15 protein-coding genes are annotated in these 25,055 nt (G+C 57.5%); 14 read left to right on the plus strand and 1 reads right to left on the minus strand.

Going from position 1 to position 25,055, the window contains the following annotated elements:
* The first annotated feature begins 45 nt into the window (after positions 1–45).
* From C4N24_RS00180 to tuf, 14 genes are all read left to right on the plus strand, one after another.
* On the plus strand, positions 46–1,326 hold the full coding sequence (locus tag C4N24_RS00180; protein ID WP_112089812.1) for an aminotransferase: 1,281 nt from the start codon (positions 46–48) through the stop codon (positions 1,324–1,326).
* Between the two features lie 183 nt (positions 1,327–1,509).
* Positions 1,510–3,843 carry a protein translocase subunit SecF gene (secF, locus tag C4N24_RS00185; protein ID WP_112089813.1) on the plus strand — a complete coding sequence of 778 codons (2,334 nt, stop codon included), beginning with the start codon at positions 1,510–1,512 and terminating at the stop codon, positions 3,841–3,843.
* A gap of 16 nt (positions 3,844–3,859) precedes the next feature.
* On the plus strand, positions 3,860–4,327 hold the full coding sequence (gene nrdR, locus C4N24_RS00190) for a transcriptional regulator NrdR (protein ID WP_112089814.1): 468 nt from the start codon (positions 3,860–3,862) through the stop codon (positions 4,325–4,327).
* 486 nt (positions 4,328–4,813) lie between these two features.
* Positions 4,814–5,752, plus strand: coding sequence for a CAP domain-containing protein (locus C4N24_RS00195; RefSeq protein ID WP_112089815.1), 939 nt, complete (start codon positions 4,814–4,816; stop codon positions 5,750–5,752).
* A gap of 112 nt (positions 5,753–5,864) precedes the next feature.
* On the plus strand, positions 5,865–6,485 hold the full coding sequence (locus C4N24_RS00200; RefSeq protein ID WP_005926201.1) for an IMPACT family protein: 621 nt from the start codon (positions 5,865–5,867) through the stop codon (positions 6,483–6,485).
* A 142-nt stretch (positions 6,486–6,627) separates the two neighbouring features.
* A complete protein-coding gene (locus C4N24_RS00205; protein WP_112089816.1) occupies positions 6,628–7,626 on the plus strand; it encodes a deoxyguanosinetriphosphate triphosphohydrolase in 999 nt (332 codons plus the stop codon).
* Positions 7,627–7,651: 25 nt separating this feature from the next.
* Positions 7,652–9,427, plus strand: a complete 1,776-nt coding sequence (gene dnaG, locus C4N24_RS00210) for a DNA primase (protein WP_112089817.1) — start codon at positions 7,652–7,654, stop codon at positions 9,425–9,427.
* A gap of 48 nt (positions 9,428–9,475) precedes the next feature.
* Positions 9,476–10,555 (plus strand): RNA polymerase sigma factor RpoD, encoded by a 1,080-nt coding sequence (rpoD, locus tag C4N24_RS00215; protein WP_112089818.1) that lies wholly within the window; start codon positions 9,476–9,478, stop codon positions 10,553–10,555.
* A gap of 476 nt (positions 10,556–11,031) precedes the next feature.
* Positions 11,032–14,901 carry a DNA-directed RNA polymerase subunit beta gene (locus C4N24_RS00220; RefSeq protein ID WP_112089819.1) on the plus strand — a complete coding sequence of 1,290 codons (3,870 nt, stop codon included), beginning with the start codon at positions 11,032–11,034 and terminating at the stop codon, positions 14,899–14,901.
* Between the two features lie 124 nt (positions 14,902–15,025).
* The gene (gene rpoC, locus C4N24_RS00225; RefSeq protein ID WP_112089820.1) at positions 15,026–18,598 is read left to right on the plus strand and encodes a DNA-directed RNA polymerase subunit beta'; all 3,573 of its coding nucleotides are present in this window, start codon (positions 15,026–15,028) and stop codon (positions 18,596–18,598) included.
* 293 nt (positions 18,599–18,891) lie between these two features.
* Positions 18,892–19,320, plus strand: a complete 429-nt coding sequence (gene rpsL, locus C4N24_RS00230; protein WP_005926182.1) for a 30S ribosomal protein S12 — start codon at positions 18,892–18,894, stop codon at positions 19,318–19,320.
* 159 nt (positions 19,321–19,479) lie between these two features.
* Positions 19,480–19,950 carry a 30S ribosomal protein S7 gene (rpsG, locus tag C4N24_RS00235; RefSeq protein ID WP_005926179.1) on the plus strand — a complete coding sequence of 157 codons (471 nt, stop codon included), beginning with the start codon at positions 19,480–19,482 and terminating at the stop codon, positions 19,948–19,950.
* Positions 19,951–19,974: 24 nt separating this feature from the next.
* Positions 19,975–22,101 (plus strand): elongation factor G, encoded by a 2,127-nt coding sequence (fusA, locus tag C4N24_RS00240; RefSeq protein WP_112089821.1) that lies wholly within the window; start codon positions 19,975–19,977, stop codon positions 22,099–22,101.
* Positions 22,102–22,273: 172 nt separating this feature from the next.
* Positions 22,274–23,476, plus strand: a complete 1,203-nt coding sequence (gene tuf, locus C4N24_RS00245; RefSeq protein ID WP_112089822.1) for an elongation factor Tu — start codon at positions 22,274–22,276, stop codon at positions 23,474–23,476.
* 124 nt (positions 23,477–23,600) lie between these two features.
* Here the strand turns inward: tuf and C4N24_RS00250 are convergent, their stop codons facing one another.
* Positions 23,601–24,722, minus strand: a complete 1,122-nt coding sequence (locus tag C4N24_RS00250; protein WP_112089823.1) for a cysteine desulfurase family protein — start codon at positions 24,720–24,722, stop codon at positions 23,601–23,603.
* Positions 24,723–25,055: the final 333 nt, after the last annotated feature.

Raw genomic sequence — 25,055 nt, forward strand, 5'->3', positions numbered from 1 at the left:
CATATAACTGGGTAACAGGAAGTACTATAAAGGAGTGTGTTTTCAATGGCAAATTATCACGAGATGGATCGCGCTGCGCTGACCGCTGAAAAGGCAGCGCTGGAAGAGGAATACAAGCAGTTTCAGGCAAAGGGTCTGAAGCTGAATATGGCACGCGGCAAGCCCGGCCCCCACCAGATGGATCTGGCAATGGACCTGCTGAAGATGACCGACTACACCACGGATGCAGGCACCGATGCCCGCAACTACGGCGAGCTGGAGGGTCTGAGCGAGGCCCGCGCCCTGTTTGCAGATGTGTTCGGCGTAAAGCCCAACGAGGTGTTCGTGGGCGGCAACTCCAGCCTGCAGCTGATGTATAACCTCATCAACATCGGTTATGTGTTTGGCTTCCCGGAGTCTCCCTGTCCGTGGTCTCAGGTGGAGAAGCGCAAGTTCCTCTGCCCGGTGCCCGGCTATGACCGTCACTTTGCCATCACCGAAGAGTTCGGCTTTGAGCTCATCAGTGTGCCCATGACCCCCAACGGCCCCGATATGGACGTTGTGGAAAAGCTGGTGGCAGAGGATGATACCATTAAGGGTATCTGGTGTGTGCCGCAGTACTCCAACCCCGATGGCTACACCTACAGCGATGAGACCATCGAGCGCTTTGCCAAGATGAAGACCGCAGCCCCGGATTTCAAGATCTTCTGGGACGAGGCTTACATCGTCCATCACCTGACCGAGGAGATCATCGAGACTCCTGTTCTGCTGAACGTGAGCAAGAAGTACGGCACGCAGGATCGCGTGTTCATGTTCACCTCCACCAGCAAGATCACCTTCCCGGGTGCCGGCGTTTCTGCCATTGCCTGCAGCGACAACAGCATGAAGTATATGTGCAAGCGCTTTGCAGTGATGATCATCAGCTACGATAAGATGAACCAGCTGCGCCATGTCCGCTTCCTGAAGAACAAGGAGGGCGTTCTGGCACACATGGCAAAGCACCGCCGCCGTCTGGTGCCCTGCTTTGATGCCGTCAAGACCGCCTTTGCCGCCAACCTCACCCCCTGCGGCGATATTGCCCACTGGACCAACCCCAAGGGCGGCTACTTCATCAGCCTGTATGTCATGCCCGGCTGCGCCAAGCGCGTGGCAGAACTGTGCAAGGATGCAGGTCTGGTGCTGACCGGCGCAGGCTCTGCTTATCCGTACCACAAGGACCCGCAGGATTCTCACCTGCGCATCGCACCCACTTATCCCAGTCTGGACGAGGTGGAGACCGCTTCCGAGCTGCTGTGCGTCTGTGTGCGTCTGGCCGTTGTGGAAAAGCTGCTGGCTGATATGGCCTAAGGCTTGAAATAACTTGTATATTCTCCTCTGCGGGGCTCTTTGCAGGGCCGGCAGGGGAGTTTTATCACAGAAAGGCCGGCACGACGGCTGCTCTGTGAGGAGAGGAGCCGTTGGCAAAACTTGCGGTTCACAACAAAAACGGCTGCGGCTGCACAGCCGCCGCTTTTGGAGGTTCCCTGATTTATGAAAACAAAAGGCAAAGCATGGCAGCTGGTCGTTACCGCGCTGCTGATCGTTGTATTTGTCTACACCGCCTTTTTTGGCGTGGCAGCAAAATACGGCGATGTGACCACCACCTATATCAAAGGTGCAAAGGATATCCGCTTTGGTGTGGATATCAAAGGCGGCGTCAACGTCACCTTTGTGCCCTCGGATGGCTACGATGCCACAGACGAGCAGCTGGATGCCGCCCGTCTGGTTATCGAGAACCGTCTGGTCGCGCTGAACGTGACGGACTACGAGCTGTATGTGGACAACAATTCCGACAGCCTGATCCTGGAGTTCCCGTGGCAGTCCGGCGAGACGGACTTTGACCCCGAGTCCGCCATTCAGGAGATCGGCACCACCGCCTATCTGACCTTCCGCGAGGGAGCCAGCAAGGACGGTGAGCTGATCCTGGACGGCTCCATGGTCGAAAGCGCCTCGGCGCAGTACGGCGCTGTGAGCAACGGCGGCAGCTCAGAGTATTACGTCGCCCTCAAGTTTACCACCGAGGGTGCCAAGGCCTTTGGCGATGCCACCACCAAGCTGGCCGCCGATAAGGGCAGCATCAGCATCTGGCTGGACGACGAGAACGTGAGCACCGCCACCGTCAACACCGCCATTACCGATGGACAGGCCATCATCACCAGTTCGGCTTCTAATCCCTTTACGCAGGACGCCGTGGTCAAGATGGCACGCCAGATCAACTCCGGTGCGCTGCCCTTTGCCCTGAGCGTGGACAGCTACTCTACCGTGAGCCCCAGTCTGGGCGAAAACAGCCTTGGTGCCATGGTGCTGGCAGGTCTGATCGCTTTTGCCCTCATCGTGGTGTTCATGACGGTGCTGTACCGTCTGCCGGGCTTTCTGGCCTGCATCGCGCTGGCCGGTCAGGTGGCGGCTACGCTGGCCTTTGTGTCCGGCTACTTCCCGGTATTTGAAAGCTTTACCCTGACCCTGCCCGGCATCGCAGGTATCATTCTGGCCATCGGCATGGGCGTGGATGCCAACGTCATCACCGCCGAGCGCATCAAAGAGGAGCTGAAAAACGGCAAATCTCTGGACGGCGCCCTGAAGAGCGGCTTTGCCCGTGGCCTGACCCCTATCATTGACGGCAACGTGACTATCGTCATCGTGGCTATCGTGCTCATGGGCGCCTTCGGCCCCTCGGATGGTCTGTTTGCCAAGGCACTGCACTTTGTGTTCTTTGCCTTCGGCCCCTCTACCGCAGGCACCATCTACGCCTTCGGCTATACGCTGCTTACCGGCGTGCTGCTGAACTTCGTGTTCGGTGTGTTCGCTACCCGTGTGATGATCCGCGGTGCAGCCGCCATCAAGGCACTGCGCAATCCGTGGCTGTACGGTGCTGCAAAGCCCGTGCAGGAAAAGGCCGAAAAGAAGCCGGTGGATTTCGTGTCCCTGCGCAAAAAGTTCCTGACCATCTCCGCCTGCCTGATGGTAGCCATTCTGCTGTGCGCCGTGGTGTTCGGTGTGCATCTGGATACCGAGTTCACCGGCGGTGCTATGATCACCCTGTCCTACGAGGGCAGCTTTGACCAAGCCACTGTACAAAAGACCGCTGCAGCGGCGCTGGAAAACACCGGTCTGACCCTGCAGACCGGCGAGAACGTAGCCACCGGCGACCAGACCCTGAAGATCTCCATGCCCGGCACCGAGACTGTGACCACCGAGCAGGTGGAGAACCTGCTGGACTCCCTGAACGAAAACTACCCGGATAACCAGTTCACCCAGCTGTCCCTGAGCAACGTCAGCGCAGCCATGGGCACCAAGTTCCTGCAGAAGAGCTTGGTGGCTGTGCTGTTTGCACTGGTGCTCATTCTGCTGTATATCGCCCTGCGCTTCAAGAACATCGGCGGTCTGACCGGCGGCATGATGGCAGTGCTGGCGCTGGTCAACGACCTGATGGTGGTGTTCGGCACCTTTGTGCTGCTGCGCACCGCACTGGACGGCAACTTTATCGCCGCTATGCTCACCATCCTCGGCTACTCCATCAACGATACCGTTGTGGTGTACGACCGTATCCGCGAGAACCGCGCCCTGATGGGTAAAAAGGCTGGCTTTGAAGAGCTGGTCAACCAGTCGGTCAACCAGTCTGCCCGCCGCACCCTGATCACCACCATCACCACCGTGATGGCACTGGGCGTCATGTGCATCGTGGCAAAGCTCTACGGTCTGGACAGCATCTTTACCTTTGCGTTCCCGCTGATGATGGGTATGATCAGCGGTGTGTACACCTCTCTGTGTGTTTCCACCTCGGCATGGGTGCTGTGGAGCGAGCGCAGGAAAAAGAAAGACTAAGGCGGAGGAACAAACGATGAAGTGCCCTTATTGCGGTGCGGAGGAATCCAAGGTGATCGACTCCCGCCCGACTGAAGACAACGAGCGCATCCGCCGCCGCCGCGAGTGCCTGAACTGCCATATGCGCTTTACCACCTATGAGGTGGTGGAAACGGTGCCGCTGGTGGTCATTAAAAAGGATAACTCCCGCGAGCCCTTTGACCGGCAGAAGCTGCTCAATGCCATGCTGCGTGCCTGCGCCAAGCGTCCTGTCAGCTATGAAGCACTGGAGCACGCCGTCAGCAGCATCGAACAGTCTCTGTTCAGCTCCTACGACCGCGAGATCCCCAGTGTGCGCATCGGCGAGCTGACCATGCAGGAACTGAAAAAGATCGACGAGGTGGCCTATATCCGCTTTGCATCGGTCTACCGCCAGTTTGCGGATGTGGAAAGCTTTCTTGATGAACTGAAAAAGCTTGTGGGAGATCGCAAGGAAAAACAGTAAAATACAACCCGGAGGGGCTGTTGCACAAAGTGATGTGCAGTAGCCCCTTTTTTGTGTGCTTATTTGAAACGAAATCTCCTTATAAGAAGAGAATGCAGACAGGAACGCAACAAAGCGCCACAAAAGCGTACACAAAGCATTGATATGCAAAATGATGTATAAAAATCCGATAATATACACTCCGGTAGGCATCGGAACAGCCCGGAAAGTGTGCGGAAGCTGTTGCACTTGGCTGATTTTGAAGAGAAGCGCAACACAACTGTAACGTTTTCGGAGCTTTTGTTACGCTTGAGTTGCGGTAAAAGAGCGGGGAAATTTTAAAAAATCTGTATTTTTTCTGCAAATTAGCCTTTGAACCTCTTGACGTCTGTATGGTTTTGTGATACTCTTGTGACACAAGAGTTGCAGATGTGATACGACAGAGTTGCAAACAAGTTGCAGCATACAACATCACACTGTATAAGGCAGCAGACCGGAGGCAATCTTATGAAGCGTGCAATGAGTACCATGAAGAATATCGCAGCAGCTGCTATGACGCTGGCTGTGGTTTTTGGCTTTGCAGGCTTCAAGCCCGTCACCGCAAACGCAGCACAGGCTGCCGTGCCTGCTGCCGCTTCCGTGGAGGAAGAGAACTCCTACTTTGAGGAAGACGCTTACCAGCGCAGCTTCCTGACCCTGATCAATAACGAGCGCGCACAGGCTGGTCTGGCTCCCGTTGCTCTGGGTGACAGCAGCCACAATGCCGCTGCAATGAAGCGTGCCGAGGAGCTGGCAGTTTCTTACTCCTACGTTCGTCCCAACGGTCAGCGCGATTTCACCGTTCTGGCAGAGAACGGCATCAGCGATGTTTCTATCGGCGAGAACTACATGGCCGGTTGCTCCACCCCCGATTCCGCAATGGATCAGTGGATGGCTACCGATTTTACCCGCGAGCGCATCCTGAACGCTGATGCCACCACCGTGAGCGTTGGTCACTACGAGGGCGGCGTCTACAACAATTACTGGGTGCTGATCTTCTCTTACCCTGAAAATTCTCACACCGAGGACTACCGTCAGGAAGTTCTGGATCTGGTCAATGCTCAGCGCGCAAAGTACGGTCTGACCGCTCTGGAAATGGGCGATGATAATCTGACCGCCGCTGCACAGACCCGCGCCGAGGAGATCGCCGTTGTAAACTCTCACGTCCGCCCCGATGGCTCCAAGTGCTTTACCGTCCTGAAGGACTACGGCGTTACCGATACCCCCACCGGCGAGAATGCCGCATGGGGCAGCGTCTCTCCTGAAGAGGTCGTCAACGCATGGATGAACTCCGAAGGCCATCGCGCCAATATCCTGAACCCTGAGGCTCGCAAGATGAGTGTTGGCTACTACTACAATAGCAACAGCACCTGGGGTCATCAGTGGATCCAGATCTTTACCAAGTGATCAACTGCTTTCTTCTTATAAAAGACTGACGGGGCCGCAAGGCTTCGTCAGTCTTTTTATTTGCGCCCGTTTGTGTTATACTTATTCTGAGTTATTATCAGGAGGATCTAACGTGGAGGATTACCGCACCGTCCGGGGCACGGCCACCGGCGAATATGAAGAGAAAAAGAGCCGCTTTATCGCACAGCTCTCCTTTGCCGACAGCGAGGAAGCCGCCGTTGCCTTTCTGGAGCAGGTGCGGGCGGCTAACCGCACCGCGCGGCACAACGTCTACGCTTACCGCCTGCGGGCGGGCAACCGCGAGCGCTATTCCGATGACGGTGAGCCGGCAAAGACTGCCGGTACGCCCGCGCTGGAGGTGCTGCAGCATAGTGGCCTGACCGACCTGATCGTGGTGGTCACCCGCTACTTTGGCGGGGTGCTGCTGGGCACCGGCGGTTTGGTGCGCGCTTACACCACCGCCACCGCCCGCGCACTGGAAAACGCGGAGGTCGTCACAGTGCGCAGTGTGGTGGAGCTGCAGGTAACGGTGGATTACGCCCTTTACGAGCGTGCGTCCCTGCTCATTGATGCCGCCGGGGCAAAACAGGCACCGCCGGAGTTTACGGACCGTGTTACCCTGCGCTGGCAGATGCCGGAACACACCGAAGCCCCGCTGCTGGAGCAGCTGCGGGAGCTGACCCGGGGCAGCGCTCAGGTGACGGTGTCTGACCCGTTCTACGCACCATTTTAAAAAACAAAGTCTTTTTTGCAAACCGACACCGAACTTCCCCCTTCGACACGGCCGATGTGCTACAATTGCTGCAGCGCAGCAATTGGGATCGGCTGCGCGCAGAGGGGAGGGGAGAAACCCGAAAAACAAAAGGAGGATCTGTATGGATGTGCGCCGGAGAACCGAAGAGATCGAGCATCTTGCCTTTGCGCCGTGGGCGACCTTCAGCGATGCAAGCCGCGGCAGAGCTGTGCCGGAGCCGCAGGATCCGCTGCGCCCGGTGTTCCAGCGGGATCGCGACCGGGTGCTGCACTGCAAGGCCTTCCGGCGTCTCAAGCAGAAAACGCAGGTGTTCCTTTCGCCGGAAGGCGACCTGTACCGCACCCGGCTGACCCATACGCTGGAGGTCTCGCAGATCGCCCGCACCATTGCCCGTGGTCTGCGCCTGAACGAGGATCTGACCGAGGCCATCAGCCTTGCGCATGATCTGGGGCATACCCCCTTTGGTCACGCGGGAGAAAAGGCACTGGATGCTCTTTGCCCGGACGGCTTCCGCCACTATATGCAAAGCCTGCGTGTGGTGGACCGGCTGGAAAAGGACGGCGAAGGGCTCAACCTGACATGGGAGGTACGGAACGGCATCGTTACCCACACCAAGGGCACATGGGCAGCTACCCCGGAAGGACGCATCGTGCGCTTGGCGGATCAGATCGCCTTTGTCAACCACGATATCGAGGACGCCGTGCGCGCCGGTGTGCTGGACGCTGCCACCCTGCCCAAGGACTGCACGGCAGTGCTGGGACAGACCAAATCTGCCCGCATCACCACCATGATCAACAGCATTCTCACCCACAGCGAGGGGGATGTCCGCATGGGCACGGAGGAATACGAAGCGTTCCTTGCTCTGCGGGATTTCATGTACACGACCGTGTATGTGGATAAAAACGCCAAGCGTGAGGAGCAGAAGGTGGACAAGCTTATCGCGGAGCTGTACGAATACTACCTGACCCATGTGGATCAGATGTCCAACTTTTATGTGCAGCTGGCCTATCAGGAGGGACGGGAGCGCGCCGTCACCGACTACATCAGCGGTATGAGCGATGAGTTTGCCATCCGCACCTTTGAAGAACTGTTCGTGCCCCAGAAATGGCACGTCCTTTAAAACTGGAGAGGTCGTTTAAAACAACATGATCCCACACGAATACATCGAGGAGCTTACCCGCCGCACCGACATTGTGGAGCTGGTGGGCAGCTATGTGCAGCTCAAACGCAAGGGACGGCTGTACGGCGGGCTGTGCCCTTTTCACAGCGAAAAAACGCCGTCCTTTTATGTGTACCCGGACACCCAAAGCTTTTATTGCTTCGGTTGTCAGGCAGCCGGAGATGCCATCAGCTTTGTCAAAAAGATCAACAATATCAGCAGCGGCGAAGCCATCAAGATGCTGGCTTCCCGCGCCGGGATGCCGGAACCGCAGGAGGACGATAAGACGGGACGCCTGCGCAGCCGGGTGCTTTCCATGAACAAGGAGGCCGCCCGCTTCTTCCATGCCTGCCTGAACTCTACCGTGGAGGAGGCACGGCAGGCGCGCGCTTACTGGCGGCGGCGCGGGCTGGACGATAAGACCATCGTCCGGTTCGGGCTGGGCTATGCCCCCAACGATGGGCAGGCGCTGTACCAGTACCTGCGGGATAAAGGCTACAACCAGCAGGAGCTGGATGCCAGCGGCCTGTTCAAGCGCAGCCAGTCCGGGCGCATCTACTGCCTGTTCTGGAAGCGTGTCATGACCCCCATCTTTGACCTGCGCGGCAACATCATTGCCTTTGGCGGGCGCGTGATGGACGACTCCAAGCCCAAATACGTCAACAGCCCGGAGACGCTGGTCTACCACAAATCTGAGACGGTGTTTGCCATGCAGATCGCAAAGCGCAGCGCCTCCCGGCGGTTCGTGCTGTGCGAGGGCTACATGGACGTCATCAGTATGCAGCAGGCGGGCATCGACACTGCCGTCTGCGCCTGCGGCACCGCGCTGACCCCCGGGCAGGTGCGCATCATCAGCGAGTATGCCGACGAAGTCATTCTGAGCTACGACTCGGACGAGGCCGGTCAGAAGGCGACCCTGCGCTCGCTGGAGCTGTTCCGCAACAGCCCGGTAAAGGTGGGCGTTTTGCAGATTCCCGGTGCAAAGGACCCGGACGAGTATATCAAAAAATACGGCCCGGAGCGCTTTCAGGCACTTCTGGACGGGGTGGGCAACGCGCTGGACTTCCGGCTCAAGCGCCTGCGGGATCAGTACGATCTCTCGCAGGATGCGCAGCGGCTGCAATATGTAAAGGAAGCTGTGGAAATGCTGGCCGAGCGCTCTAACCCCACCGAGCAGGAGGTGTACGCCGGGCGGCTGGCAGAGGAGACCAACATCTCCAAAACCGCCATTCTGGCGCAGCTGGGCACCGCAGCAAAGCGGGCAGGCGGCAAGTACCGCCGGGAGAAAAACCACGAGCGGCTGCATTCCGGCGAGATGGATCAGATCAAGGTGCCTTACAGCGCAGGCGGCAGTCAGGCACTGGGCATTGCCAGCGCCCAGCAGCGGCTGCTGGCGGCCATCCTGCGGGAGCCGCGGTATCTGGAACTGGCTAAACAGCAGCTGACGGCGGAGCAATTCATCCAGCCGCAGCAGAAGGAACTATACGAAGCGATGCTCAATTGCAGCCGGGAGGGCGTGGAGCTCAGCCTGACGGCACTGCGGGCATTTGCAAGCGAAGAAGCATTGAATGAACTGAGCCGACTTGCGGCACAATACAGCGATGTGAACTGCACACCGGAGGATATCCATCTGTATCTGGACAGGATCGCCCGGGGAATGCCGGTTGCAAGCAAAGCTGCTGCAATGTCCGGCGATGAGATCACACAGTATCTTCAGTCGATGCGCGAAAAAAAGCAGGGGACGCTGCCCGAACAAGACTGATCCCTGTTTTCCCTCCGGCTGGAGCTGGAGAGAAAAGGAGCAGGAATCATGCAGAAATTGTCGCAAACGGAAGAACTTGCCCGCAGCCTTGCCGCAAAGGCGCGGCGCCACACCCTGACCCCGGAGCAGATCAGCCGCGCCATGGAGGAAACGGATTTCGATGTTGCACAGCTGGATGAACTCTACGCGGCGCTGGAGCAGCGGGGCGTCCATCTGGCAGAGGAACCTGCCGAGCTGCCCGTGCTGGACGATGCACAGATCGGCAGGCTGGAGAATGAGCTGTCCTCAGAGGGTGTGGCGCTGGATGACCCGGTCAAGACCTATTTAAAGGAGATCGGCCGGGTGCCGCTGCTGACCGCCGGGCAGGAGATGGCACTGGCAAAGGCTGCCCGCGCCGGAGATGCAGATGCCCGCCGCGCTTTGAGCGAAGCAAACCTGCGGCTGGTGGTATCGGTAGCCAAGCGCTACGCCGGGCGGGGACTGCCTTTTCTGGATCTCATTCAGGAAGGCAACCTTGGCCTGATGAAGGCGGCGGAAAAATTTGAGCCGGAGCGTGGCTTCAAGTTCTCTACCTACGCAACGTGGTGGATTCGTCAGTCCATCACCCGCGCCATTGCGGATCAGGGACGCACCATCCGCATCCCGGTGCATCTGGTGGAGAGCATCAACCGGGTCAAGAAAACGGCGGGCGACCTGCTGCATAAAAATGGACGGGAGCCCACCGTGGAGGAGATCGCTGTCGCACTGGATATGGAACCGGACAAGGTGCGGGAGCTGCTGCAATTGTCGCAGGAGCCCATCAGTCTGGAAACGCCGGTGGGGGAGGAAGAGGACGCCCATTTAGAGGACTTTATTCAGGACGAAGATGCCGGTGTCCCGGTGGACGAAGCCGGGCGTCAGCTGCTGCGGCGGGAGCTGTTGCACGTCCTTAAAAGCCTGACGCCCCGGGAGGAGCGGGTCATCACCCTGCGCTTTGGTCTGGAGGATGGCCGTGCCCGCACGCTGGAAGAGCTGGGCAAGGAGTTCAACGTGACCCGGGAACGGGTGCGGCAGATCGAAGCAAAGGCGCTGCGCAAGCTGCGCCACCCCAGCCGCGCGAAGCTGCTGCGGGATTATCTGGATGAGTGAATCGCATAAAATTTTCAGGACGAGACTGCTGCACAGCATTTTGTGCGGCGGTCTCTTTTTTGCGGCAGGGAAGTACAAAAGTCACACTTCCGGGCACAAGAGTAAAGATAGACAAATTGCACAAGGGTGTTATGAACAGGAACGTGCAAAATAAAAAAATCAAGTACTTGGCAGACAAACAGCTACACGCTGCCGGGCGTGCGAAAACAAAGCGAAAATTAAATTTATTTCGGCAAAAAACTGAAAAATGGCTTGACAACAGGGGTTTTCGGGTGTATACTGCATTAGTATCACATAATGGACTAGTGCGCCAAAAAGGGAACTGCGATGGCTGCCGCTTGAGGGCTTGCCCCGAAAAGTTTGTGCAAAATGCCGGAACGTTCCGCAGGACGCGGGTCGAATTATGTGTGTCTGCTCAAATTTGACCCGTGTATACGACATCCCGTAGAATATAAAAGTAAGGAGTGGTTGATTTTATGATGAAAGTCAAGCCCGTTAAGCTCGGCAAAACCGAGCGCATGAGCTTCTCCCACATCGACGAAGTCATCAGTATGCCGAACCTGATCGAGGTGCAGAAGAACTCGTATCAGTGGTTTCTGGATGAAGGCCTGAAGGAGGTCTTCCACGATATCGGCACCATTGAGGACTACACCGGCAATCTGGCACTGAGCTTTGTGGACTTCCGGCTGGACAAGGAGCCGAAGTACAGCATCAAGGAGTGCAAGGAGCGCGACGTTACCTTTGCAGCCCCCCTGCGCGTCACCGCCCGTCTGCTGAACAAGGAGACCGGCGAGGTGAAGGATCAGGAGATCTTCATGGGCGACTTCCCCCTGATGACCGACGCAGGCACCTTTGTCATCAACGGTGCCGAGCGTGCGATCGTCAGCCAGCTGGTCCGTTCTCCCGGTGTGTTCTACGGCCATGCCAAGGATAAGGTCGGTAATGACCTGTACAGCGCCACCATGAACCCCAACCGCGGTGCATGGCTGGAGTACGAGACCGATGCCGCCAATGTGTTCTATGTCCGTATCGACAAGAACCGCAAGCTGCCCGTCACGGTGCTGTGCCGTGCACTGGGTCTGTCCTCTAACGAGGATATCCTGAACTACTTCGGCGAGGACGAGCGCATTCTGGCCACGCTGGAAAAGGATACCACCAAGAACCGCGAAGAGGGTCTGCTGGAGGTCTACCGCAAGCTGCGCCCCGGCGAGCCTCCCACGGTGGAGTCCGCTACCAGCCAGATCGATATGCTGTTCTTCGATCCGCGCCGGTACGACCTGTCCCGCTTCGGCCGCTATAAGATGAACAAAAAGCTGTCTCTGGCACGCCGCATCATGAACCATGTGGCCGCAGAGAACGTGGTGGATCCCTTCACCGGCGAGATCCTTGTCGAGGCCGACAAGAAGATCGACCGCAAGCTGGCTGAGCAGATCGATGCCGCCGGCGTGGATCTGGTCGTGCTGAAGATCGATGATCCCATGAAGGATCAGCCCCACAAGGTCAAGGTCATTACCAACGGCTGCGTGGATGCACAGGCCATCATTGATAGCTACTACCCTGCATTCAAGGGGGTGGATGTCAAGGAGTGCGGCATCAACGAGCGCTGCTGCCTCAAGGAGCTGCGCAAGATCCTTGATAACGCCTCCAGCGCCGAGGAGGTCATGGAGAGCCTGAAGAAGGATCACGACCTGCTCATCGGCCGTACCGTCACCATCGACGATATCCTGTCCTCCATCAACTACCTGAACGGTCTGGGCTACGGCATCGGCACCACCGATGATATCGACCATCTGGGCAACCGCCGTATCCGCAGTGTGGGCGAGCTGCTGCAGAACCAGTTCCGCATCGGTTTCTCCCGTATGGAACGCGTCATCCGTGAGCGCATGACCCTGCAGAGCCAGGATCAGAGCGTCATCACCCCGCAGGCACTGATCAACATCCGTCCTGTGGTGGCAGCCATCAAGGAGTTCTTCGGCTCCTCTCCGCTGTCTCAGTTCATGGATCAGAATAACCCTCTGGCTGAGCTGACCCACAAGCGCCGTCTGTCTGCTCTGGGTCCCGGCGGTCTGAGCCGTGACCGCGCAGGCTTCGAAGTCCGCGATGTTCACTACAGCCACTACGGCCGTATGTGCCCCATCGAGACCCCTGAAGGCCCCAACATCGGTCTGATCTCCTATCTGGCATCCTACGCTAAGATCAACGAGTACGGCTTTGTGGAGGCTCCCTACCGCAAGGTCAAGAAGATCTACGATGAGAACAACAACCTCATTGAGCAGGTCGTCACCGACGAGGTGGAGTATATGACCGCCGATGTGGAGGACGAGTACGTTGTGGCACAGGCCAACGAGCCGCTGGACGAAGGCAAGCACTTCGTCCGTCCCCGCGTGTCTGCCCGCCGCCGCGACGAGATCCTGGAAATCGACGCAGAGAAGGTCGATTACATGGACGTCTCTCCGCGAATGATGGTCTCTGTTGCTACCGCCTGCATCCCCTTCCTGGAGAACGATGACTGTAACCGTGCACTGATGGGCTCTAATATGCAGCGTCAGGCAGTGCCTCTGATGGTCACCCAGCAGCCTATTGTTGCTACCGGTATGGAGTACAAGGCTGCTACCGACTCCGGCACCGCTGTGCTGGCTAAGAGCAACGGCATTGTGGAGAAGGTCGATGCCGACCACATTGTTGTACGCAACGAGCAGGGCGCTCTGGAGGATTACTCTCTGATCAAGTTTGCCCGCTCCAACGCAGGCACCTGCATCAACCAGCGCCCCATCGTGGAAGTGGGCGAGACTGTCACCGCCGGTCAGGTGCTGGCCGATGGCCCCGCAATGCGCAACGGCGAGATCTCTCTGGGTAAGAACGCCCTGATCGGCTTCATGACCTGGGAGGGCTACAACTACGAGGACGCCGTTCTGCTGAACGAGAAGATCGTGCGCGAGGACGTGTACACCTCCATCCACATCGAGGAGTACGAGACCGAGAGCCGCGATACCAAGCTGGGACCCGAGGAGATCACCCGCGACATCCCCAACGTTTCTGAGGATGCCCTGAAGGATCTGGACGAGCGCGGCATCATCCGCATTGGTGCCGAGGTCAAGAGCGGCGATATTCTGGTCGGCAAGGTCACCCCGAAGGGTGAGACCGAGCTGACCGCTGAGGAGCGCCTGCTGCGCGCCATCTTCGGTGAGAAGGCACGCGAGGTGCGCGACACCTCCCTGCGTGTGCCCCATGGCGCTTACGGCATCATTGTGGATGTCAAGGTCTTTACCCCGGAGAACAGCGATGAGCTGCAGCCCGGTGTGCGCGAGGTCGTCCGCTGCTATATCGCCCAGAAGCGTAAGATCAGCGTTGGCGATAAGATGGCAGGCCGTCACGGTAACAAGGGTGTCGTTTCCCGCATCCTGCCGCAGGAGGATATGCCCTACCTGCCCGACGGCACTCCGCTGGACATCGTGCTGAACCCGCTGGGCGTGCCTTCCCGTATGAACATCGGTCAGGTGCTGGAAGTCAACCTCGGCTACGCTGCCAAGGCCTGCGGCATCAAGGTCATGACCCCCGTCTTTGATTCTGCCCGTGAGAACGACATCGGCGATACCTTTGATACCGCCCGCGAGATGTGGCACGGCGAGAATGCTCCCGCTTACCCCACCAAGCTCCCCAAGATCATGGGCGAGAAGGGTCACATCATCGACTTCTCCAAGATCGAGCTGGATCGTGACGGCAAGACCACTGTTTACGATGGCCGTACCGGTGAAAAGTTCGATAACCGCGTTACCGTTGGTTATATGTACTACCTCAAGCTGCATCACCTGGTCGATGATAAGATCCACGCCCGTTCCACCGGCCCCTACTCTCTGGTCACCCAGCAGCCTCTGGGCGGCAAGGCGCAGTTCGGCGGTCAGCGCTTCGGCGAGATGGAGGTCTGGGCACTGGAAGCTTACGGTGCCGCTTACACCCTGCAGGAGATCCTGACTGTCAAGTCCGATGACGTGGAGGGCCGTGTCAAGACCTACGAAGCCATCGTCAAGGGCGAGCCCATCCCGCAGCCCGGCATCCCCGAGTCCTTCCGCGTTATGCTGAAGGAACTGCAGTCTCTGGGTATGGACGTGATCGTGCAGGATAAGGACGGCAACGAGATCGATATGCGCCAGAACTTCGACGACGAAGAGACCGGCTTTGATATGCGTGATGTTGCCGGCACCGAGACTGTGGTGCAGGAGAGCGAACTGACTGATTACAACATCAAGGACGCCGATGCAGGTTTCGATGATCCCTCTGTGCTGGAGGATGACAACTCTGTCTCTGCAGAGTCCGCTTCCTCCGATGAAGTGGATTTTGACGAATAAACCCCTTATAGGCTGTTTTCCCGCTGCGGTGCGCGTGCTGCCGCCGCAGACAGGGGAGAGCAGCGGGTTTTATAGGTCGCCTGTCATCATCGAAACAACTAGAGATTAAGAAAGGGTTCGTTTCATGGAAAACAACGTTTTCGATTCCATTAAAATCGGCCTTGCCTCCCCGGAGCAGATCCGCGCATGGAGCTACGGCGAGGTCAAAAAGCCCGAAACCATCAACTACCGCACCCTGAAGCCGGAGCGTGACGGCTTGTACTGCGAGCGCATTTTTGGACCTACCAAGGACTGGGAGTGCCACTGCGGCAAGTATAAGCGCATCCGTTACAAGGGCAAGGTGTGTGATCGCTGCGGCGTCGAGGTCACCAAGGCCAAGGTTCGCCGTGAGCGTATGGGTCACATTGAGCTGGCCGCTCCTGTGAGCCACATCTGGTACTTCAAGGGCATCCCCAGCCGCATCGGCCTGATGCTGGACATCAGCCCCCGTCTGCTGGAAAAGGTGCTGTACTTTGCAAGCTATATCGTCACCGATCCCGGTCTGACCCCGCTGGACAAGAAGCAGCTGCTGACCGAGAAGGAATACCGCGAAATGTGCGATCGCTACGGCGACGAGTTCGAGGCTGCCATGGGCGCTGAGGCTGTCCAGACTCTGCTGAAGGAGATCGATCTGGATCAGTTGAGCGCTGAGCTGACCGCCGAGGTGGAGAAGTCCTCCGGCCAGAAGCGCGTGCGCATCCTCAAGCGTCTGGAAGTTGTCGAGGCTTTCCGCATCTCCGGCAACCGCCCCGAGTGGATGGTCATGGACGTGCTGCCCGTTCTGCCGCCTGACCTGCGCCCCATGGTCCAGCTGGACGGCGGCCGCTTCGCCACCTCCGACCTGAACGATCTGTACCGCCGCGTCATCAATCGCAACAACCGTCTGCGCCGCCTGCTGGAGCTGGGCGCTCCCGACATCATCGTGCGCAACGAGAAGCGTATGCTGCAGGAGGCTGTGGACAGCCTGATCGACAACGGCCGCCGCGGCCGTCCGGTCACCGGCCCCAACAACCGCGCACTGAAGAGCCTTTCCGATCTGCTGAAGGGCAAGCAGGGCCGCTTCCGTCAGAACCTGCTGGGCAAGCGTGTTGACTACTCCGGCCGTTCCGTTATCGTTGTCGGCCCTGAGCTGAAGATGGATCAGTGCGGTCTGCCCAAGGAGATGGCTCTGGAGCTGTTCAAGCCCTTTGTCATGAAGGATCTGGTGGAAAAGGGCATTGCCAACAACATCAAGTCCGCCCGCAAGATGGTCGAGCGCGCAAAGCCCGAAGTCTGGGACAGTCTCGAGACCGTCATCAAGGGTCATCCCGTGCTGCTGAACCGTGCACCTACCCTGCACCGTCTGGGCATTCAGGCCTTCAACCCCGTGCTGGTGGAAGGTCGTGCCGTCAAGCTGCACCCGCTGGCTTGTACCGCATTCAACGCCGACTTCGACGGCGACCAGATGGCAGTCCATCTGCCCCTGAGCGAGGATGCCTGCCGTGAAGCCAAGATGTTGATGCTGGCTTCCGGCAACCTGCTCAAGCCCTCTGACGGCGCACCTGTTACTGTGCCTACGCAGGATATGATCCTGGGCAGCTACTACCTGACCACCGTCCGCGAGAACGACGAGGGCGCAGGCAAGGTATTCCGTGATGAGAACGAGGTTCTGATGGCTTACGCCGAGCACGTCATCACTCTGCACGCACCCATCAAGGTGCGCCGCACCATGACCATTGACGGCGTGGAACGCACCGGTCTGGTGGATGCCACCGCCGGCCGCATCATCTTCAACAATCCCATTCCCCAGAATCTGGGCTATGTGGATCGTACCGATCCCGAGCACTGGCTGGAGTACGAGGTCAGCTTCCGCGTGACCAAAAAGACCCTGCCGGAGATCATCTCCCGCTGCATGACCCGCAACGGCACCCGCAAGTGTGCTAAGATGCTGGATGCCATCAAGGCACAGGGCTACAAGTACTCCACCCTGTCCGCTATCTCCGTGGCTGTGTGCGACGCTGTGATCCCGCCCCAGAAGCAGGAACTGATCGCCGAGGCCGATAAGGAGATCGCCAAGGTCGGCAAGCTGTTCAACCGTGGTCTGATCTCGGATAACGAGCGCTACAACAAGACCATTGATATCTGGCAGAAGACCACCGATAAGGTCTCCAAGGCTCTGGCAGACAACCTGCCCAAGGACAACGAGATCTATATGATGGCGGATTCCGGTGCCCGTGGTTCTATGAACCAGATCAAGCAGCTGGCCGGTATGCGCGGCCTGCTGGCAAACACCGCCGGTCACACCATCGAGATGCCCATTCGTGCTAACTACCGCGAAGGCCTGAACATTCTGGAATATTTCGTTTCTGCCCGTGGTGCCCGTAAGGGTCTGGCTGATACCGCTCTGCGTACCGCCGACTCCGGTTACCTGACCCGCCGCATGGTCGACGTTTCTCAGGACGTCATCGTCCGCGAGATCGACTGCGGCACCACCGATGGCCTGTGGGTCTCTGAGATCCACGAGGGTAAGGAGAAGATCGAGAGCTTCCGCGAGCGTCTGATCGGCCGTTTTGCCGTGGGCGATGTGGTCAACCCCATCACCGGCAAGGTCATCGTGCCCGAGGGCAAGATGATCGACCTGTACGACGCCAACGAGATCGAGGCCGCCGGCATCACCCGCCTGAAGATCCGCAGCCTGCTGACCTGCCGTGCTAAGACCGGCGTCTGCGCACGCTGCTACGGCTCCGATATGGCCAACGGCGAGCCGGTCCGTCTGGGCGAGTCTGTCGGTGTTATCGCCGCAGAGTCCATCGGCGAGCCCGGTACTCAGCTGACCATGCGTACCTTCCATACCGGCGGTATCGCATCTGCCGAGGATATTACACAGGGTCTGCCCCGTGTTGAGGAGCTGTTCGAGAGCCGCCGTCCCAAGAGCATGGCTATCATGAGTGAGATCTCCGGTGTGGTCTCTCAGGACGACACCAAGAAGAACGTGGTCATCAAGGTCACCGGCAAGGACGAGAACGGTGCAGAGGAAGTCAAGAGCTACTCTATCCCGTTCACCCAGCATTCCCGCGTGATGCCCGGCGACCGTGTGGAGAAGGGCGACATCATCACCCGCGAGGGCGTGCTGTACCCGCAGGATATTCTGGCCATCAAGGGTCTGGAGGACGTGCAGAACTACCTGATCAATGAGGTCCAGAAGGTCTACCGTCTGCAGGGCGTTGAGATCAACGATAAGCATATCGAGGTCATTGTCCGTCAGATGTGCCGCAAGGTGCGTGTGACCGACTCCGGCTCCTCCAACCTGATCGGCGGTGCTCTGGCAAGCCGTCTGGAGGTGGAGAATATCAATGCAGATCTGCAGAAGCGCATTGATGCAGGCGAAGAGGGTCTGAAGCTGGTGGAGTACCAGCAGGTGCTGCTGGGCATCACCAAGGCTGCTCTGGCCAACGACTCCTTCCTGTCCGCTGCATCCTTCCAGGAGACCACCCGCGTGCTGACCGAGGCTGCCATCAAGGGCAAGGTCGACCCGCTGTCCGGTCTGAAGGAGAACGTCATCATCGGCAAGCTGATCCCCGCCGGTACCGGTCTGCCGGAGGTGCGTGAGGATCTGAAGAACCGTGAGGCTGAGCGCGACGCCGAGGTCGCAGCCGAGCTGGCTGCCTCCGCACAGTAAGCGCAGCATCCGTCAGGATCTGATCAATTAAGCAAAACCGCTCCGTGGGCGAAAGCCTGCGGGGCGGTTTTTGCGTGCCGGAAGCAGCGCAGCAGGGGAGGGAAAAGGCACTTTTTCTGCCGAAAATTGCCCGAAAGAAAAAATCTGGAATAAATACAAAAAAAATTGCAAAAACTGTTGACATCCGGCTGCAAAGCGGGTATTATATAACTGTTGCGCGTCCCTCATGGGGATAGTGCGGCAAAAAAGTCGGAAAATCTTCCGATGTTCATCATTAAGAAAGGAGAAACAAAATGCCTACTTTTAACCAGCTTGTACGCAAAGGCCGTGAGGTCCTGACTACCAAGAGCACCGCTCCCGCTCTGCAGAAGACTTATAATTCTCAGAAGAAGCAGTACTCTGATCTGAGCAGCCCCCAGAAGCGTGGTGTCTGCACTGCAGTTCGTACCATGACCCCCAAGAAGCCTAACTCTGCTCTGCGTAAGGTTGCTCGTGTCCGCCTCACGAATGGTATCGAGGTCACCTCTTACATTCCCGGTATCGGCCATAACCTGCAGGAGCACTCCGTCGTGCTGATCCGTGGCGGCCGTGTTAAGGACCTGCCCGGTGTGCGTTACCACATCATCCGTGGTACCCTGGATACTCAGGGTGTGGCAGGCCGTAATCAGGCCCGCTCCAAGTACGGCGCAAAGCGTCCTAAGGCCGGTGCTGCAAAGAAGTAATTGAGGACAACCGCCATAAACGGCTTTCCTTTATATAAATAACAAGTCCGCTTAAAAGCGGAGGGTAACGGTTTATGTAAGGTCAGCTCTTTGTGACACAACGGGAGTTTTATTACTTTCGAGTACCGATGATATCATTCTGTGAAGGAGGGAAGAAAGATGCCTAGAAGAGGTAACATTGCTAAGCGCGATGTCTTAGCTGATCCTATTTACAATTCCAAGATGGTCACCCGCCTGGTCAACAGCGTCATGCTGGATGGCAAGAAGGGCGTCGCTCAGAAGATCGTTTACGAAGCTTTCTCCATGATTCAGGAAAAGACCGGCAACGATCCTCTGGAGACTTTCGAGAAGGCGATGGAGAACATCATGCCCAGCCTCGAGTGCAAGACCCGCCGTGTTGGTGGCGCTAACTACCAGGTTCCCCTGGAGGTCAGCCCCGCTCGCCGCGAGACTCTGGGTCTGCGCTGGCTGACTGCCTACAGCCGCACCCGTGGTGAGAAGACCATGGCACAGCGTCTGGCTGCTGAGATCATGGATGCTGCCAACAACACTGGTAACGCCGTGAAGAAGCGTGAGGACACTCACAAGATGGCAGAAGCTAACAAGGCTTTCGCACATTTCCGTTATTGATCTGTTCTGTAGGAGGTTAATTTCATGGCTACACCCAGAGAAGTTTCTCTTCAGATGACGAGAAATATCGGCATTATGGCCCATATCGATGCTGGTAAGACTACGACTACCGAGCGTATTCTGTACTACACCGGCATCAACCACAAGATCGGCGAAGTCCATGATGGCGGCGCTACCATGGACTGGATGGTTCAGGAGCAGGAGCGTGGTATCACCATCACTTCCGCTGCTACCACCTGCTACTGGAGCCACTCTGAGACCCAGAAGGATCCGGTCGCATTCAAGAAGAACCGTCACCGCATCAATATCATCGACACCCCGGGCCACGTGGACTTCACTGTTGAGGTTCAGCGTTCTCTGCGCGTGCTGGACGGTTCTGTGACCGTTCTGGCCGCTAAGGGCGGTGTCGAGCCCCAGTCTGAGACCGTTTGGCGTCAGGCTGACGAGTACAAGGTTCCCCGTATGGTCTACGTCAACAAGATGGATACCATGGGTGCCGACTTCTTCCGCTGCATCAAGATGCTGCACGATCGTCTGCACGCTAACGGCGTAGCGATCCAGCTGCCTATCGGTCAGGAGGATACCTTCCGTGGTATCGTTGACCTGGTTGATATGAACGCTGAGGTCTACTACGACGATATGGGTAACGATATGCGCACCGAGCCTATCCCCGAGGATATGGTCGAGCAGGCTGAAGAGTACCGTAACATTTTGGTCGAGGCTGTTGCCGAGAACGACGAAGAGCTGATGGAGAAGTACCTCGAGGGTGAGGAGATCACCCGTGAGGAACTGAAGGCTGCTATCCGCAAGGAGACCATTGCAAATACTCTGGTTCCCGTTGTCTGTGGTTCTTCCTACAAGAACCGCGGCGTGCAGAAGCTGCTGGACGCTATCGTTGACTATATGCCCGCACCTACCGATGTCGAGGACATCAAGGGTGTGAATCCTGAGACCGAAGAGCAGGAGACCCGTCCTTCTTCTGACGATGCTCCGTTTGCTGCTCTGGCTTTCAAGATCGCTACCGACCCGTTCGTTGGTAAGCTGGCATACTTCCGTGTGTACTCCGGTAAGGTTGAGGCAGGTACTACTGTCTACAACTCCGTGAAGGACAACAAGGAGCGTATGGGCCGCATCCTGCAGATGCACTCCAACCACCGCAAGGATATCGACTGCTGCTACGCAGGTGATATCGCTGCTGTTGTCGGTCTGAAGAACACCACCACTGGTGATACTCTGTGTGATGAGGATCATCCCATCATTCTGGAGTCCATGAAGTTCCCCGAGCCCGTTATCCGCGTTGCTATCGAGCCTAAGACCAAGGCTGGTAACGAGAAGATGGGCATCGCGCTGGCAAAGCTGGCCGAAGAGGATCCGACCTTCAAGACCTACACCGATGAAGAGACCGGCCAGACCATCATTGCTGGTATGGGCGAGCTGCATCTGGAGATCATTGTTGACCGTCTGCTGCGTGAGTTCAAGGTTGAGGCAAACGTGGGCGCACCCCAGGTTGCTTACCGTGAGACCATCCGCAAGGAGGCCAATCAGGAGACCAAGTACGCACGTCAGTCCGGTGGTAAGGGTCAGTACGGTCACGTTAAGATCAAGATCGAGCCCAATGAGCCCGGCAAGGGTTACGAGTTCGTCAACGCTATCGTTGGCGGCGCTATCCCGAAGGAATACATCCCTGCTATCGACAACGGTATTCAGGGTGCTATGAAGGCTGGCGTTCTGGCAGGCTATCCTGTTGTTGATGTCAAGGTCACCCTGTGGGATGGTTCTTATCATGAGGTCGACTCCTCTGAAATGGCCTTCTCCATCGCTGGTTCTATGGCATTCAAGGATGCTATGCGCAAGGCTGATCCTATCATCACCGAGCCCATCATGAAGGTTGCTGTTATCGTTCCCGATGAGTATCTGGGCGATGTTATCGGTGACCTGAACGCTCGCCGTGGTCAGATCCAGGGTATGGAAGCTATGGCTGGTACCCAGCGTGTCAACGCATTTGTGCCTCTGGCTCAGATGTTCGGCTACGCTACTGACCTGCGTTCCAAGACTCAGGGTCGTGGCCAGTATGTTATGGAGCCCTCTCACTACGAGCCGGTTCCCAAGAACATTGCTGACCAGATCATTGCTGGCCGTACCAAGGGCTAAGCGCTGTAAAGCATAAGAATTTTGCCGGGGTAGTGTAACTCCGGCAAAATTTCCTGTAAAAGCACTTGATTTTACAGGACAAATTTAGTAGAATAGCCTTGCAATGCAATGTCTGCATTTTGCAGGGTTGTTGTAACCAATATCAAAACCTAAATTAAGGGAGGATATTCCAATGGCTGAAAAGGCAAAGTTCGACCGTTCTAAGCCGCATGTTAACATCGGCACCATCGGTCACGTTGACCACGGCAAGACCACTCTGACCGCTGCTATCACCAAGTACCTGGCTCTGAAGGGTGATGCAGAGTTCATGGACTACGCTAACATCGATAAGGCTCCTGAGGAGCGTGCTCGTGGTATCACGATCAACTCCGCTCACGTTGAGTACCAGACCGAGAAGCGCCACTACGCTCACGTTGACTGCCCGGGCCATGCTGACTACGTTAAGAACATGATCACCGGTGCTGCTCAGATGGACGGCGCTATCCTGGTCGTTGCTGCTACCGATGGTCCCATGCCCCAGACCCGTGAGCACATCCTGCTGGCTCGTCAGGTCGGCGTGCCCTATATCGTCGTGTTCATGAACAAGTGCGATATGGTCGACGACGAGGAGCTGCTGGATCTGGTCGAGATGGAGATCCGTGAGCTGCTGAGCGAGTACGACTTCCCGGGCGACGACACCCCGATCATTCGTGGTTCCGCTCTGAAAGCTCTGGAGGCTCCCAACGATCCCGAGGATCCTGCTTACGCTTGCATCAAGGAGCTGATGGACGCTGTTGACTCCTACATCCCCAACCCGGATCGTGAGGAGGATAAGCCCTTCCTGATGCCCATCGAGGACGTCATGACCATTTCTGGCCGTGGTACTGTTGCTACCGGTCGTGTTGAGCGTGGTATGGCCAAGGTTGGCGACGCTATGGAGATCGTCGGCATTAAGCCTGACCGTCTGAACACCACCATCACCGGTCTGGAGATGTTCCGTAAGTCTCTGGACTTCGCTGAGGCTGGCGATAACATCGGCGCTCTGCTGCGTGGTGTTGATCGTACCCAGATCGAGCGTGGTCAGGTTCTGGCTAAGCCCGGTTCTGTGCACCCCCACAACGTCTTTGAGGCTCAGGTCTACGTCCTGACCAAGGACGAAGGCGGCCGTCACACTCCCTTCTTCTCCAACTATCGTCCTCAGTTCTACTTCCGTACCACTGACGTGACCGGCATCATCACCCTGCCCGAAGGCACCGAGATGTGCATGCCCGGCGATAACGTCATGATGCACGTTGAGCTGCTGACCCCTGTTGCTATGGAAGAGGGCCTGCGTTTCGCTATCCGTGAGGGTGGCCGTACCGTTGGTTCCGGCGTTGTTGGCAAGATCATTGAGTGATTTTGTCCTTGAACGTAAGTTCCAAGGCTAACTAGCAATTTATAAAGACCTTCCCGTTCCGGAGAGCGGGAAGGTCTTTTTGTTTGTTTATGGCAGTTACAAACGGCTTTGTTTCACAGCTCCTTTACCGTGTCAGGGTGTTATAGCAGTCTGCAAAGGCGTGCAGAAAGGCGGTCAATTCCTCCTCTGTGGTAAGGTGGCTCAGGCTGATGCGCCACGAGGAAAGGGCATTGCGCCGGTCCTGACTGACTGCCAGCACTGCCCGAGAGGGCAGTCCGTCGGACGAACAGGCGGATTTGACCGAGACACACACCCCGCGTGCGTCCAGCTCCCGCTGGAACACGGTGCCCTTTACGCCCTGCACGCTCAGGTTCAGGATATGCGGCACAGCGTTTGCGGGGCTGTTGACGCGCACTTTTGGATAGCGGGAAAGCTCCGCACGCAGCCGGTCGTTCAGGCTGCGCACGGCTGCGGCGCGGGCGGGCAGCTCCGCAGTAGCCTTTTCCAAGGCCAGCGCCAGCGAACAGGCAAGGGCTACGGTGGGCGTGCCGCTGCGATAGGGGGTAGTGCTCTCTCCACCGTGGATGAGGGGCGGCAGTGCCAGCCCCAGCCGCTTTACCAGCACACCGATGCCGTTGAGCCCGTAAAACTTATGGGCTGTCAGGCTCATGGTGTCCATGCCTTCAAACTGCACAGGAATTTTCCCCACAGCCTGTGTGGCGTCCACATGAAAATGGCAGTTGGGATACGCCTTTAAAAGCTCTGCAATCTCCGCAATGGGCTGCACTACGCCCAGCTCGCTGTCCACGGCGGTCACTGCCACCAGAACGGTGTCCGGGCGCAGTCGCCTTTTCAGGTCTGCAAGGTCTACCGTGCCGTCCGACCGGATGTCCAGCAGCTCCACCTCGTACCCCTGCTTTTGCAGCGTCTCCAGACTGCCGCTGACGGACGAATGCTCCAGCGGGGTAGAGAGGATGTGCCTGCCCGCTGCACCTCCCAGCGCCGCTAGCCCCTTTACAGCAAGGTTGTTGGCTTCGCTTGCGCCGGAGGTGTAGATGATGCCCGCAGGCGGTGCGCCCAGACAGCGGGCGATGCTGCGGGTCGCCTCGTTTATAGCGGCTTTTGCGGCAGCGCCTGCCTGATGGTGGGCGTTGGCATTGCCCGGGTAGCGCCGCTCTGCTTCACAGAAGCATCGCAGCACTTCCTCGTCCACAGGGGTATTGGCAGAATAATCCAGATAAAACATAGAACCTCCTGCAATATCAACACATCAGTATGATAGGAAATAAGAACAGGCTCTATTATAGGCGATTCTGCCGCAAAGCGCAACCCCCGCAGCTTACGGCGCGGCGCAACAGGCAAGAAAAAGCTGTCAACACCTTGCTGGAAAGCCCAAAATCTGCTATACTTATCAAAAAGGCTGCGGCGTTGCTGCTGCCTTGCCGGAGCGGTTCCGGTTGTTGGAAGGAACACAAAAAGAAGGGGAGGAGCACAATGTTCAAGCGTGAGCGACTGCATAGCGGCTTCTTTCTCCTTTTTGTGTGGAGGTCTTGTTCCTGAAATTCAGAGGCACTGCTGT

This window comes from Faecalibacterium prausnitzii (genome assembly GCF_003287405.1).
Taxonomy (GTDB): Bacteria; Bacillota; Clostridia; order Oscillospirales; family Ruminococcaceae; genus Faecalibacterium; species Faecalibacterium intestinale.